Below are 14880 nucleotides of genomic sequence, written 5' to 3'. Positions count from 1 at the left end.
TCTGATGCGCTCGTGCAGCGCCACGCCATGCCCTTCGATCGTTGCCAACCTTATCGAGAGTTGCCATGAGTGAAACAGTGATGACTGACACAGCCCAACGCCAGGCGTTGGCTGAAGAACTGGATAGATTCAACTGCCGCGTCGCGCAACCGACCGACGGCCCGCTATTCACGCGCGAACCGCAATCGACGATGGAAGCCGCGCACTGGAAGGCGAGCGACCTTGAACGGCTGCTGGAGAAAATTGGTGCGAAGCTGAAGCTGGAAGCCGGCGGACAGCGTCGTACGTTGCGGCTCTGCAATCGGGGTTTGCCGTACGGCACCACGCCCACGTTCTGGGCATCGATTCAATACATTCTGCCTGGCGAGATCGCAACTGCGCATCGTCATGCGGCCAGCGCGCTGCGCTTCATCATGAAAGGCCGTGGCGCCGACACGATCGTCGACGGTGAGCGCTACGAGATGAACGAAGGCGATCTCGTGCTGACGCCCGCTTGGACGTGGCATGACCACGAGCACAAGGGTGACGAACCGATGATCTGGTTAGATGTGCTGGACATCTCGCTCGTCCGCTCGATGCATGCGACATTTTTCGAAGGATCGGCGCAGCCACGGCAGGCGGTGTCCGACATGCCCGATCGTTCGTTCCGGCGCTATGGCAGCGGCATTATGAAGCCGCTAAACGACACCAGCACACCTGAGCTCAATCCGCTTCTTGTCTATGGCGCTGAGCGTGCGCAGGAAGCCCTGCGGCTCGCCGCCGAGTTGCCGCCCGATCCGTTCGATGACACCGCGCTCGAGTATCTGAATCCCATCACGGGGGGCTCGGCCATGCCGACGATCGGCACGGTCCTGCAGTCGTTGCGGCCGGGCATTCACACGAAGGCGCATCGTCACACGGGGAGCATGGTCTATTACGTGATGAAGGGAAAGGGCGCGACGATCGTCAACGGAACGACCTTCGAATGGGGCGCGGGTGACTTCATGGCGATTCCGCCATGGGCCGTGCACCAGCATATCAACCGCTCGGACGACACGGCGGCGATGCTGTTCCAGGTCAACGACATTCCAGCCTTGCGCAAGCTCGGTCTGTATCGGGAAGAAGCGGTCTAGCCGGGTATTCAAGGCGGCGCTGCGCAGGACGAACACACACACTTGGAGACTGCAGATGTACACACCTGTATTGATCGTGGGCGCGGGCCCGATCGGACTGGCGCTCGCCGGAGACCTTGGATTTCGCGGCGTGTCATGCATGCTGATTGAACGAAGCGACGGGAAGGTGATTCAGCCGAAGATGGACATGGTCGGCGTGCGGACCATGGAATATTGCCGGCGCTGGGGCATCGTGCCCTGGGTTCACGAGGCGGGCTATAACCGTGACTATCCGCAGGATTGCGCATGGGTGACAGGTCTCAACGGTTACGAGTTCGGTCGTGAAGTTTTTCCGAGCCCGAGCGAGGAGAAGTGCCCTCTGCAGAGCCCGCAAAAGCGCGAGCGGTGTCCGCAAAATTTCTTCGACCCGGTATTGCGCCGCTTCGCCCAACAGACGCCCGGCGTGACGATCTCCTACAACACGGAACTGGTCGAATTCCATGAGACGGCGGATGGTGTGAGCGCGAAATTGCGCGATACGCTGAGCGGTGAAGAGAAGGTCATCGAAGCCGGGTATCTCGTAGGTTCCGACGGCGGCGCAAGCGTCGTACGTCAGGCGCTTGGCATTGGCATGACCGGCGAGCCGACATTGACCTATACGACGAACGTCATTTTCCGGACTGACAACCTCGAAGCGCTGCACGACAAGAAGCGTGCGTATCGATACATCTTCATTGGCCCCGAAGGCACGTGGGCCACGCTCGTTGCAATCAACGGACGCGATCAGTGGCGCTTTTCGCTGGTGGGAGACAGCAACCGCGAGACCCACACCGAGGAAACTTTGCGCCGCGCCATCGTGCGCGCGGTTGGGCGCGATTTCGAGTTTGAGATCCTTTCAATGCTGCCATGGGTACGGCGCCAACTGGTCGCCGATCGCTACGGTACGAAGCGCGTCTTTATCGCGGGGGATGCAGCGCATCTGACTTCCCCGACCGGCGGATTTGGCATGAACACAGGCATCCAGGACGCGGTCAACCTGTCATGGAAGCTTGCGGCCAGTCTGCAGGGATGGGGTGGCGAGCATCTATTGGACACCTATGAAACGGAACAGCGACCCGTAGCTATCCGAAATGTCGCTGAAGCAACAGACAACCTGAAGCGGATGCTGTCACCGCGCGTGCTGTCACCCTCCAAGGCGATCTTTGAGGACGGCCCTGAGTCTGAAGCCGCGCGCATAGAGTTCGGCAATCAATATACGGCATTGATGAAGCGGGAATGGTTTTCGATCGGCATTCACCTTGGCTACATGTACGAGGGTTCTCCGATCATCGTGCCTGATGGAACGCCGCAACCACCCGATGAAGTGTCCAGTTACGTCCCGACCGCGCGCCCCGGTTCGCGTGCGCCGCATGTATGGCTCGCCCAGGGCAAGTCGACGCTCGACCTGTTTGGCAAGGAGTTCGTGCTGCTGTGCTTCGGGGAAGCAGGATCGAGCGCGGGCTCGAACGTGAGCGCGTTAAGCGAAGCGGCTGCGGCGCGCAAGGTCCCGTTCAAGGCGGTAGAAATCGACAATGAAGAGGCGCGCACGCTGTACGAGCGCCGCTTAGTCCTCGTGCGTCCCGACGGTCAGGTGGCGTGGCGAGGCGACGCTTTGCCGGAAGACACGCTCGCGCTCATCGACACTGTGCGAGGCGCGGTCACGAATCAGAAGGCGTTAATGTAGGCGGAAGCACAGCGCGGGGAGGGCACGGTCGACATGCCGTGCCCATCATCGCTTCGTTGTCAGTTGTTGCCGGTGCGGCTGCGAGAAAATCAATATGGATACCATAACAATGAACTGGTGGAACGACCTGCGTACACGCGCTTGCACAATGGCGAGCCAGTTAAGTTGCGCGATACTGCTGTGCGCGCTCGCTTATTCGGGGAGTGTTCCGGTTCGAGAGTAAGCATGCAACGCAGATTGATCTGCGCTCGACTTGTTAGAAATTGCTGGAAATTGCTTCAGTCGATGCCGATGCCGATGCCGATGCATCAGCTCTCGATCAGGTCAGGCGATCTGAGCGTCACCTAGGCCCGCATGGCGTTCGAGGAACGGCATGATTGCGCCGTTGAACGCATCGTTGCGGTCGCCTGCGATCATGTGTCCCGCGCCCGGCACGGTACCCACCTCGAGTTGAGGCAGCCGCGCCCGCAGTTCATCAATACCTTCGGTCGTTACCACATCGCTTTGAGCGCCAAATACGAGCAATGCCGGGATGGCAATGTGCGGGCACATGTCGAGCAGCCGCTTCGCGCTCCTCTCACGCTGCTCGTCACTGCGCTCACGAAAGAAACGCGGGTCCCAGTGCCAGTGAAGACGGCCATCGTCGCGCAGCCGCAGGTTTTTCATCAGGCCGCGCGGGTTCTGCGGGCGTGGGCGGTGCGGATTGTAGGCTGCCACGGCATCGGCTGCTTCCTCCAGATCCGCAAAACCGTCGCGATAGCCGTTGAGAAAATCGTTCACGCGCTTCAACCCCTTCGGATCGACGCGCGGTGCGATATCTACGAGCACCATCGCGCGTGCGAGCGACGTGGGATTGCGGCCAATTGCATGCATGGCAGTCATGCCGCCCATTGATGCACCGATGATGACCGGCGCACTGCCCATTTTCGATGCAACGGTCTCCAGGTCCTCCGCCAGGCGGTCGTACGAGTAATCCGGCTTCGGTGACCAGTCGCTGTCGCCGTGGCCGCGCGCATCGAAGGCGAGCGCGTGATAGCCGAGCGCGCCGAGCGTCTTCACGGTGCCCTGCCACGAATGACGGGTCTGGCCGCCGCCATGCAGGAGGATGACCGCGGGCTGGCCGGGTTGCCCGCTGACGGTTGCGGCCAGCGCCACGCCGTCGCTCATTGTCAGACGGCAGGAATGCAGGGTCGCCTGGAGAGGCGGTTTCGATTGACGTGAATCCATGCGCTCGATGTTCCTCGCTCAGTTGAGCGGCCTAGTTGAGCAGCCTAGTTAAGCGGTTTATCCCAGACAGGGTGATTGCCGCCTTCGCTTTGCACGACATCGATCGACATTTTCCCGACCTTGCCGATTTCAATCACAACCTTGTCGCCGCCGTGGATCGGGCCGACGCCGGCGGGTGTGCCCGTGGCAATGATGTCGCCCGGATACAGCGTCATCACCGCCGACGCCATCCGGATCATCTCCGGAATATCGACAATAAGATCGCGTGTGCTGGCACGCTGGCGTGTTTCGCCGTTGACCGAAAGCTGAAGGTCGATCGAGTCATAGTTGGGCACTTCGTCGGCAGTCACGATGTACGGTCCGACCGGACAGAAACTGTCATAGGACTTGCGCATCACGCGCTCTTCCTTGCCGCGCACGACGACATCGATCAGGCAGGCATAGCCGAACACATGACTGAGCGCGTCGTCGCGGCTGATCTCGCGGCCGCCTTCGCCGATGAAGATCGCGAGCTCACACTCGTGATGGATCTGCCGGTTCGGAATGTTGGGCAGGACGATGGGGTCGTTCGGTCCGCTCAGGCTGGAGTTCGCCTTCAAGAAGAACCCTTGTCCGTCTGCCTTGAATGCCGAGATCAGACCGGTGCCGGTCTTCATCTCCTCGACGTGGGCGTGATAGTTCGCAGGGAAGGCGATGACCTTGTTCGGCCAGGCGACCGGTGTCTCGAGCTTCACCCCGGAAAGTTTGGTGCGCGCAGCCGTTTGCACGAAGTCCTCGATCTTGCCGCGCAGCAAGGCGAAACGATCAATCACATGCAGCATGGCAACCGGCGGCCACGCGTTCGGCGTTGCGTTCAGCAGGTCCGAAACGTCCACGATGTCGTCATCGATCACGACGCCAATACGTCCTCCGTTGAAACTTGCGAGTTTCATGTCATTGTCCTGAGTTGATTGTGTGAATATCCGCTTGAATTTTGCTTAGGGAGCGCATGCAGAGCGCATGCAAGCCGGTTAATTGCCGCCGATTTCCTTATCGTGCTCGCCAATTCCAGGCGGCCCCGAGCGCGCCGCAAACATGCGATCGTCAAAGGTGGCCGGGTATCGTGCGGTCCGGATCGGGCCTACGGGCGAGTCCACGAAATCGAATACGCGGTTGTTCGCTACCTGGGGGTCGTTCAGGAATTCGTCGAGCGAAAAAACAGGTGCGGCCGGGACATCCAGTTCCTCGAAACGCGACAACCAGAACGCTGTGTCTTTCTCCTTCACGACCGCGCCCACGCGCCGGAAAAATTCGTCCGCCATGGCCACGGGGTCGCGCATCTGTTTGAACTCTTCCTTCCACTCGGGGCGATCCACCGCGTTGAGGGTCTTTGACATCTGCGCGCCGTTGGCGGGAGAGATGACAACGAATCCGTCCGACGTTTCGAGCACCTGCGACGCTGGCGGCTTCCACGCTGACGTGTCGCCTTCGAAGGTACGGTGCTGGAACATGTCAGGGAAGTTGAAATAGCCCATGACGTCAAGCATCGGCAATTTGATGTGTCCGCCTTTGCCCGTTTTCTCGCGCTCGTAGAGGGCCGCGAGGACCGCCTGGGTGCCGAATGCGCCGGTCACCTTGTCGACCATGTTGAACGGGGTAACCGCTGGTTTGCCATTGCGGCCTTCGGACGCCACGATGCCGGTGCGGCCCTGGATCAGCGAATCGAACGCCGGCGCATTGGCGAGCGCGCCGGTGTCGCCGAAGCCGTTGATCGACAAGCGAATGAGGCGCGGATAAAGCGCCTGCAGCACATCCTGACCGAGACCGAGCGAGGCGGCAACCCGTGGCCGCCAGTTCTCGACAAGGATGTCCGCGGTAGCGAGCAGGTTCTTCAGGCGGCGCGTTCCCTCAGCCGTTTTCAGATCAATCACGACGCTGCGCTTGCCGCGATTCGCATTCGTCCATGAGGCTCCGAAGCCCTCACGGTTGTGCCCGAACTTGCGGAACCCGTCGCCGCCCGGCGGCTCGACCTTGATGACGTCGGCGCCGAGATCGGCAAGCATCATTGCCGTGAATGGCCCCGTCAGGAAACTTGAAGTCTCCACGACGACGATGCCATCGAGAGGGCGCTTGGGCCGCTGGCCGTCAATGCCAGGAGCGGGCGGGGTGGTGGGTGACTGACCGGGTGACAAACCCATTTCGGCTTCAGACATCTGGCTTCTCTCTCAAAAGCGGTTCGGTAGTTCGTACTCGATCTGATCTATATATCAATGGATCAACCATAGATTGATGATGCGACAGTAGTCGGGCGGTGTCAAGAGACCGTCGACGTTTCCGGTGCGCGACGACCTGATTTTCGGGTCAGGACGCAAGCTAAAGTGCTGCATGCCGCAGGCTTGAGCCGAGGGCTCAAGGTGACGTTCCACTATTTCTGCGGGGTGAACGTTTTCAGATTGGCCGGCACCAGACGTGTCCCTTTTTCGGCCACCTGGGTATACACGTACCAGTTGTTTCCCGCCGGTCCCTGATGATTGAGAGCGGTGAAACGATACGTAGCGCCCTTGCGTCCTTGCATGCCTTCAAATGTTCCGATGTGTTCCACTTCGTCGCGGAAATTTTGTCGCGCCGCCGCGATATCGCCTGCTTCCAGACGCTGGAATACACGAGGCTGACTGGCAATGGAGAGTGAGACACGGGCAGCGTCGTAGGAGATGACGGAGTAGAGCGTTGGCTGGTGTGGTCCATACCGCGTGTCGAGCTGGCTGAAGAGAAGTTTTACGTCGGCACGGCTGGTGTCGACCGTATTGGGAGTGACGACACCGTCCGACGCGTCGCCTGCAAGTTTGCGTAACGTGTCCATCAACACGGTGCGCACAACCACTGTCGGCAAGTTCAATCCGAGTTGCTGAGCCGTGCGCAGGACGCGTGCGCCGTCAGCAGGATAGGGAATCACGACCACGACGTCCGGCTTCGCATTGCGAATGTTAGCCATTTGCGGTGACAGGTCGACGGCGTTGATGTCATAGGTCTGTTCAATGACGATCGGGATATTTTTTTTATCAAGCGCGGCGGTAATCGCACGCAGATAGTCGATCCCGGAGGTCGCGGAGCACGCAACGAGGGCGACTCGTTTGAATTGCTGCGCGGCCAGCAGATCAGCCACGGCTTGCGCTTCCTGGGTGCTATCCGGTCCGAATCGAAACACATAGGGCATGACCGGCTGGGTCAGTCGGTCTGCGGTCGCGGCCAGGATGAATAGGGGGATGCGGTTGTCCTCGGCAATCGGAATCATTGCCGCGGCCGGTGCGGTCGGATCGCCACCAAGAATCAGGAGTGCGTTGTCGTCCTCGGCACAGCGCTGGGCATAAGTCGCGGAGAGCTGAGGGTCGGTTTTTCCGTCGTAAGCAACCAACTGCGCCGTGTGTCCGTTCGCTCCTCCCGCCGCATTGAATTGGTCGATTGCGAGTTCGATACCCTCGAGGCTGAGCTTGCCCGTGTCGGCTGCTGCACCGCTGCGATCATCGACAAAGCAGATCTTGATGGGGACAGCAGCAGCGGCACCACGGGGAACACAAGAAATGGCAGCCAGCGCAAGAAGAGGTGCGGTTCGCCAGGTTCGCGCAAAGGACCGAAATCTCGGACGAGGGTCGATCTGATTCATGGTGTTCCTTGGCTATTTGCGCTGTGACAGGGCTTGAGCAAAGGCTGGCGGCAGCACGTCAGCTTCGATCTGCCACAAGGGAGTGTGCAAACGCCTGGCGACACGCCATCCGTCCATGTGCTGGACCAGACGATCCTGATACCGCAGACCCCGCAGGAGAGCCTTTCCGTGCACGATGACATGAGCGACCGCGAACGTGTTTGAATTGGCTACGTCGGACGTAATATCAACGACGAAGTTGGAGACGCTGTGGTTGGATGAGCTGAATTGGCTGCAACTGGAATAGACGTCTCGCGCGATCGCAAGCCCTCCGGACACAATCTTGTGCTCCGGGGTGCTCACGTGGTATTCAGCGCTTGCATCGTCGGTAAAACAACGGATGAGTGCACCTTCGTCTTGCGCGTCGACTCCGAAGAAATAGCGCTCAATGGTTTCACGCACGCGAAGCCTCTCGCTCAAAAGCATGTCACTCGGCATAAGCTAATCTCCCGAAAACGAGTCGAAGATCGCCCAAACAAGACGATCTGTATAACTAATCTATTTGTTCAGATGATGTCTGAAAACGAACTGCCAGATCGAGTATCCGGCAGTCAGAGGCGTATCAACGGAGTCGAATCAACGGAGTCGAATCCCCAGCTGACGAGATTTTGTTTATTGACCCACTTCTCGAACGGTCAAATCGTTCTTGACGGACGTAACACCCGCTACGCCCTGGGCGACTGTGCCTGCCTTCTCGATCTGAGTGGCATCCGGGACCGATCCCGACAGCGCGATGCTGCCGCCTCGGGCGCGAATGGCAATGGACGTGATGTCAAGTCCTTTGGTTTTCGACAACGCGGCACGGACTTTCTTCGCGAGTTGCCGGTTCGCGATCCGCGCAGACTTCGCGGTGGGCGTGGCGCTCGACGTAGTGGGTGCGGCCGGACTAGCATCACTTGGCTGGGCGCCGGCACTGACGCATTGAGAGGCCACCAGAACACAGCATGCCAACCTGAGTAGTGTCTTTGCATTCATTTTGATTCTCCTTTTCAAGACGTTGAAGTCTTCGTCCGAGGCGCTTCAACCTTGACATCGTACAGCGATATCAATTGCTTCCACTCGGGAAAACTCAGGGTGATTGGCAGGCGCACCCAATGCTATTTACTTATTTAATTTGCTAAAGGCTCGCGCAACACGTTTCACGATACGACGACCCAAGCTCTCGTAAAGATAGTTAGGGCCGGCGGTCGCGTGCCTAAAAGAAGCACGAATCCATGCTCGCGGGTCAAAACTTGTGACGGATACCGATTCGCGCGACGACCTGGCTAGACGTGTTCGACGGTGTCAGCGTCACCAGGTAGGGCACCGATGCCTGCCCGGTTGAATCTACGCCGGATGCTTTCATGTAAGCGGCGGCTATGTAGACGTCTGTACGCTTGGAAAGGAAGTAGTCGATGGCGCCGTTGAGCGTTTGATACGCAGCACTATCTTTCCCGTCGATAGCACCCCCTCTCAGGTAGTTGTACGACAGGCCGAGCTGCAGTGCTGGCGTCACCCAGTAACCTGCGTAGACGTTGTAGTTGTTGAATGAGGCATTGCCCTTGTAACCGAAGGGGTTGGTGAGACTAAGGGTGCCGGAAGCCGGATCGTTCAGGTCCTGGAAGCGGATGTTGGAATAGCCTATGCCCGCAATGAGGGAGCCAATGGTGTACTGGGCGGCACCTGAAAAAATCTGCATGCGGCCGGCTGAAGCAAATCCGCCGTAGATCGGATTCGTCTGCACACCGCTTACAGCGCCCAGGTTATTGGCAGTCGTGGAGCCGGTCGAGTTGTTGCCGTAAAACGATTGATTCGGATTGTCGATATGCATATAGCCCGCGGCTACGGCGACCGGTCCCATGGCGAAACGCGCGCCGATGGAATAGATGGCGTCTTTCCCGAACGAGCCCGCGACACCGCCGAAACTGTACAAGCCGGTCACGGTCACTCCGCCGAATGTCGGACTCGTGTACTTGACCGCGTTGTTGATGCGCTGGGAGTCGGCCACGTTGTCGATATCCCCCGGGTGGTCGGCATAGGCTCCCCCGGCATAACTGCCGGCTTGCATGGGTCCTATTACGTCGACGATCGAATCATATTGCCGGCCAAGCGTAATGCTGCCGTATGGGCTGGTTATGCCCACATAGGATTGCCGGCCAAAGAAGGTGCCGCCTTGCTGAAATTTCCCGGTGCCAACGTCAAAACCGTCTTCGAGTACAAAAATAGCTTGATAGTGATTGCCCAGGTCTTCCGTGCCTCGCATTCCCCAACGCGAAGCCTGCATCAGTCCGGTGGACATCTGGTACTGAGGCCCGCCAGTTCTTCCATGAGGAGCGCCAGCTTTCGCGGTCTGGACGTTGTTCACGTAGTTGATGCCTTCGTCAAGCAAGCCATATAGCGTTACGCTGCTTTGCGCGAAGACCGGTCCTCCTACCGCGAGCGTCAGCGCCCCAACCAAGGTTTTTGCAAGCTTCACGTTTATCTCCTGGATCGCGCCCGGTCGGCGAGCGACGAAATCGTTTTTATCGGTCGGTTACTGGTTCGGTAGATTGGATGAACCATTGATACAATCATAGAGAAGCCGTAATTCGTGTCAAACAGAGCAAACCCTAATTTGAGGCCTGACTCAATGAGTTGTTGGCATAAAGCGTGAGTTTTGTGTGGTCGACCTCGATCGAATCCGAGGCGTGAATGACCGAAGACTAAGCAACGGAACGCCGCTCCCCTGGAACAGCAGGGCGTGGTACCGCGTTGAACGAGAGACAGGCGATGGCGGCCGATACAAGGAGAGCGCCTATCATCGAGATGGTCGGATCGTTGGGCGACAGACCGACTGCCGCCGTGCATAGCGAGCCGTATCCCATTTGCAGGCAGCCATAAAGTCCCGCTGCCGCGCCGACCACTGACTGATCGACATCAAGTGCGCTGCTGATGGCAAATGGACTTGCGAGCCCGGTGGCGAAGAACATCACGATCATCGGCGCCATGACCGAAACAACGGACAGCGAACTCCAAACATAGGAGACGAGCAGGCTCAGGGATGCTGCAACCATGATCAGGCTGGCGACAATGAGAGCGGTTCGTGCAGAAACGCTGCCCGCGAGTCGCTTGGCCGTCGACTGGCCGCTTGCAAGTCCTACGACCAGGGCGCAGTACGCGAAGCCGAACGCACGCGCCGACAGTCCGAGCCGCGACTCGAGGATAAACGGAGAGGCTGAGAGGAACGCATAGATGCCGGTGGTAGCGCTGGCGCCGCCCAGGCTGTGGGCAATGAATGCCGGTGATCGAAGCAACGTCAGGTAGCTCTTCAGATAGCGGCTCACCTTGAAGTCACGCGACGCCGGATGGGTTTCGGCAACCATGGCCCAGGCGGCAAGGAGAACCAGGACATTCACGATGCTCAGCGCGACGAAGATTGAGCGCCAGCCAAAATGCTCGACAATTTGAGCGCCGATGATCGGGGCAACGGCGGTTGCGATCGCCATGGCAATGCTCAGTGTGGCCAAGCGCCGGATCAAGCTGGTCGATCCAGAACTGTCGCGAGCGATCGCGCGTCCGAGCACGAGGCCCGAGCATCCGCCGAGCGCCTGGGTCACACGGGCCAGTTCAAGTGTTCCGAGCGTGGGCGCGAGAGCCGCCGCGACGCTGGCAAGCGCAAACAGCAGCAACCCCGACAACAGGACCGGACGTCGTCCGTAGCGATCCGACAACGGACCGTAGATAAGCTGCCCGATAGAAAGACCGACGATATAAAGGGTGATCGTCAGTCCGATTCCTGCTGTTGACGCCCGCAGGTCGCTTGCCGCCGACGGTAGCGCAGGGATAAAGACATGAAGCGGAAAGGTGCCAGACAGCGTGACGCAGACCAAAATGAAAAGCGATGGCCCACGAGCAAAGTTCGGCGCGGAAGATTCGGATTCGCTCATGGCGGCAAGGCTCGCAGAGGATACTGAAACGTTGAAGGGGGGCACCGGATGTTCGTCGATCTCCGCCTCAGAAGGAAAAGCTGGCTTTCACGGCGCGTGCCAGATGCGATGTCGCGTTGCCTGGTTCAACGGTTCGTTCAATGCCGCACGAATGCCACCTTGCGCCGTGCATGCGGTACATTTCAGTGGTGGTCGAACCAGTGATCAGATCATATTGGGAAATCTGCAAATATCATTGGATGAACCATTAATGTATTTATGTATAAGACTACTGTCAATCGAAGTGAGTGGTATCCGGCGTGAACCGGCGGAGCAAGGGTAAACTGCAGTTGCGGGTATTATTCAATGGATGAACCATTAAAAAATAAGTAACATCGCATTTGGCGTTGACGTCGGACCGGCGCTTATGACAGTTGACGGAAAGAAAGAGACACCATGCCCTATCGACGACACAGCCCGGAGACGACTCGATGAAATCTGACAATCGGCTGGCAGCGGGCCAGATCTTGCCGGCCGCAACGCGCGAGGCCGCTGACGACGGATTTCGCTGGGTCATCCTGTTGGTCATCTGGTCAGCATTCACAGTGAGTTGTGTAGACCGGTTCGCGTGGGCGAGTATCGCCGCGCCCGTGGGACATGCGCTCGGATTCAAGCTCGCGCTGCTGGGCTCGCTCACTACAGCGTTCTACGTTGGCTATACCGTTTCGTGTCCGCTTGGCGGGATCATGGCGGACAAACTGGGCAGCCGCGCGACCCTGGCAATCTCGATGTTCCCGCTGGCGGTACTCACGTTCTGTTTCAGCTATGTGCAGACCTTCTGGACGGCCATTGCGCTGCATCTGTTGATGGGGTTTGCCGCCGGGGCGGAATACGGCGCCACCATCAAGATATTGACGGTCTGGTTCGTCAAGGACAAAGGCCGGGCGTTCGGAATATGGGCCACCGGGACGTCGGTATCGGTCGTTCTGGCGAACGCCACCGTGCCCCGGTTTGCCGCCGCCTATGGCTGGCAGACCGCTTATCAGATTCTCGGTATCGCGACATTGGTCTTCTCGGCCATCTGCGTGCTCGTTGTCAAGAATGCACCCGTCAGGCAAGCCGTACCGAGGATCAGCGGCGCGCAGATAGCCGCGCTGATGAGAAGCCGGAACGTGGTCCTGGTCGCGCTCGGGGGCGCGGGAGCGCTCTTTGGCACGCTCGGTTTTGTCGCCTGGGCAAGCGCCATGCTGACCGTGGCCCATGGGTTGTCTCCTGTAGCCGCTGGTTCGATCCTGATGTGGTTCGGGGTCGGGGCGTTCTTGTCGAAGCCGCTGTTCGGGTGGCTTTATGACGGGTTGCAAGGCTACGCCCGGCTCGTCGCCGTTGTGGACCTGGCCGTTTTCATCGTGCTGCTCGTGGCGTTCGGCAATTGTTCGTCCACCTGGGGATACTATGTAATCGCGCCGTTTTTGGGGGCTGCCGCATACGGCTACACGCCACTGCTGATCGGGCTCTACACGCAAGCGTCGGGGCCGCGTCTTGCGGGCGCCGCCGCCGGCTTTGTCAACACGATATGGTCAGTGGGCAGTTTCATTTCGCCGATGGTGGCAGGCTACGTGTTCGCGCATGGACGCTCGCTCAACATGACGCTCGGCGTCATAGCCGCCGGACCACTGGTGGGCGCAATATTCCTATGTTTTTTGCGGCAGGCATCGGATTTCAAATTGTCCTGATGTCCTGATGTCCTGAGGCCGGCCGATATTTCTCAACCGCTAATCCGTTGAATCAGCCATCGAACGACTCAAAACCGCAAGACTGTTGGCTAACCGCGCAACCGGTCCTGCATCAAGCGTCAGGATGACATCGATGACGTCTTCTGCCGCGTTCTTCAGCGCCGAATGCCCATTGCCGTCGCCACCTTTGTCGAGCCCGACCATCACTTTGAACTTGCTTGTGATCTGCTCATCCGAGAAGAGCGTCGACGCCGTCCACGGATCTCCGAGCGAGTAATCGGCCGTGGCGCTGAAGACTTGCCCCCGTGCGTGAATATCGACTCCGCCCGGCACGCCGCGCCATTGACCGCCGGTCATCCATTCGGCGATATTGGAGGACGTCGGCTCTGGCATGACGGTGACGCGTTCCCGGAAGGCGGCGATGCGCTCGTCGTTCATCGTTTGCCTTGCGTACCATCGCGGCCCGGCTGGTACGTCATAGGCGACGGCCGCCATCGCATGGGCATGACTGAATTCCGCACTGAGAGGGTCCCCCGGATGTTGTTCCCGGAAGATGGCTGTCAGCGCGAACGGATTGGCCCGCACAACGACCCGCTCGATTTCTTCGGGGCCTAGTTCATGCCGCGCGAGTAGCTGGGTGAAAGCCGTGAGCGGATGGTGAATCCATCGGCAGCAGGGCCAGGGCTTGTAGGTGGTGTTAAGGATTTGCCAATGGGTGCCGAGGCCGGCCATCAACGCCTCATCGTCGTGACCGGGGGAGCCGTAGAACTTCCAGAATGCGTTTTCCCCATCGAGGATATCTTTGAAACCGGTGCTGCCCAACCGGGCAAGTAAAGCCGACGAGACGCCGATCTCCGCGCACCAGCCCGCGTCGGCGTACTTGTACATAGGCTGCTCGACCGATTCCGCCCACTTGCGCAGGGTCGGTTGCGGCGAGTTGCTGCTGCCAATACCAAAGGCATGGTTGGCCTGGTCCGCATTGAGGCCGGCGATGTTCGTCGACGCGCCGATCGCCGCCCACGTGATCGTCGCGGCGGGACCGCCCAGTTCATTCCAGCCGATCACCTTGCCGTCCTTGATCTGCATGGGTGCACCCATCCAGCTTCCGATCCGCGCACCAACGTCGAAGCCCACCGCGATGGACGTTAGCAAGTCGTGTCCGCTGCGGTCGTACAACTCCGCCAGCGCCAAGGCTGAAAAGACGGTCGCATTGCCGAAGTGAGTCGAGGTGGGGAAGGTGTCATCCGCATCCAGGACATTGGCCAGGCGTGCATTGGCGTAAGCGGCGGCGGTCACGGAACTGCGCTGCGCCGCCCCAAGAACAGTTGCATCGGGATTGCCGCCCAAGGTACTGACATACTCCAGCGCGATCCGCCCGCTGTCCGTCCGGACCGCACCCAGTGCACAGCCGATCGTGTCGAGAAGGAGCCGTTTGCATTCGGCTACCACGGGCGTTGGCAAATCTTCAAAGCGTGTCTGCGCGACGAATTGGGCAAGTCTTTGCGTAAGCCTCGTCATGCCGATGTTCCTCCTGCTTAGTTGA

At 59.3% G+C, this 14880-nt stretch carries 12 protein-coding genes; 3 read left to right on the top strand and 9 right to left on the bottom strand.

Annotation, left to right across the window (positions count from 1 at the left end; all coding sequences use genetic code 11):
* Nucleotides 1-65 precede the first annotated feature (65 nt).
* Entirely contained in the window at nt 66-1112 is a 1047-nt protein-coding gene (locus JWR14_RS09715) for a cupin domain-containing protein (protein WP_299705140.1), read from the top strand.
* Nucleotides 1113-1167: 55 nt separating this feature from the next.
* Complete coding sequence (locus JWR14_RS09710; RefSeq protein WP_299705138.1) at nt 1168-2814, top strand: FAD-dependent oxidoreductase; 1647 nt, start codon at nt 1168-1170, stop codon at nt 2812-2814.
* Between the two features lie 324 nt (nt 2815-3138).
* On the opposite strand, the gene JWR14_RS09705 is transcribed toward JWR14_RS09710, so the two are convergent.
* The 8 genes from JWR14_RS09705 to JWR14_RS09670 form a co-directional block, all read right to left on the bottom strand.
* Nucleotides 3139-4041, bottom strand: a complete 903-nt coding sequence (locus JWR14_RS09705; protein ID WP_299705134.1) for an alpha/beta hydrolase — start codon at nt 4039-4041, stop codon at nt 3139-3141.
* 44 nt (nt 4042-4085) lie between these two features.
* The gene (locus JWR14_RS09700; RefSeq protein ID WP_299705132.1) at nt 4086-4973 is read right to left on the bottom strand and encodes a fumarylacetoacetate hydrolase family protein; all 888 of its coding nucleotides are present in this window, start codon (nt 4971-4973) and stop codon (nt 4086-4088) included.
* A gap of 78 nt (nt 4974-5051) precedes the next feature.
* Entirely contained in the window at nt 5052-6233 is a 1182-nt protein-coding gene (locus JWR14_RS09695) for a CoA transferase (RefSeq protein WP_299705129.1), read from the bottom strand.
* Nucleotides 6234-6445: 212 nt separating this feature from the next.
* Entirely contained in the window at nt 6446-7681 is a 1236-nt protein-coding gene (locus JWR14_RS09690) for an ABC transporter substrate-binding protein (protein WP_299705126.1), read from the bottom strand.
* A 12-nt stretch (nt 7682-7693) separates the two neighbouring features.
* The gene (locus JWR14_RS09685) at nt 7694-8146 is read right to left on the bottom strand and encodes a nuclear transport factor 2 family protein (RefSeq protein WP_299705144.1); all 453 of its coding nucleotides are present in this window, start codon (nt 8144-8146) and stop codon (nt 7694-7696) included.
* Between the two features lie 186 nt (nt 8147-8332).
* The gene (locus JWR14_RS09680; RefSeq protein ID WP_299705123.1) at nt 8333-8695 is read right to left on the bottom strand and encodes a BON domain-containing protein; all 363 of its coding nucleotides are present in this window, start codon (nt 8693-8695) and stop codon (nt 8333-8335) included.
* 250 nt (nt 8696-8945) lie between these two features.
* The gene (locus JWR14_RS09675; RefSeq protein ID WP_299705120.1) at nt 8946-10175 is read right to left on the bottom strand and encodes a porin; all 1230 of its coding nucleotides are present in this window, start codon (nt 10173-10175) and stop codon (nt 8946-8948) included.
* 226 nt (nt 10176-10401) lie between these two features.
* Complete coding sequence (locus JWR14_RS09670; protein WP_299705117.1) at nt 10402-11625, bottom strand: multidrug effflux MFS transporter; 1224 nt, start codon at nt 11623-11625, stop codon at nt 10402-10404.
* Between the two features lie 470 nt (nt 11626-12095).
* On the opposite strand from JWR14_RS09670, the gene JWR14_RS09665 reads away from it, so the two are divergent.
* Nucleotides 12096-13337 (top strand): MFS transporter, encoded by a 1242-nt coding sequence (locus JWR14_RS09665; protein WP_299705114.1) that lies wholly within the window; start codon nt 12096-12098, stop codon nt 13335-13337.
* 39 nt (nt 13338-13376) lie between these two features.
* On the opposite strand, the gene JWR14_RS09660 is transcribed toward JWR14_RS09665, so the two are convergent.
* On the bottom strand, nt 13377-14855 hold the full coding sequence (locus JWR14_RS09660) for an MmgE/PrpD family protein (RefSeq protein ID WP_299705111.1): 1479 nt from the start codon (nt 14853-14855) through the stop codon (nt 13377-13379).
* Nucleotides 14856-14880: the final 25 nt, after the last annotated feature.

This window comes from Caballeronia sp. (assembly GCF_028292365.1).
Taxonomy (GTDB): Bacteria; Pseudomonadota; Gammaproteobacteria; order Burkholderiales; family Burkholderiaceae; genus Caballeronia.
Note: the sequence above shows the minus strand (reverse complement) of the source record. Positions and strands in the feature narration are given on the sequence as shown.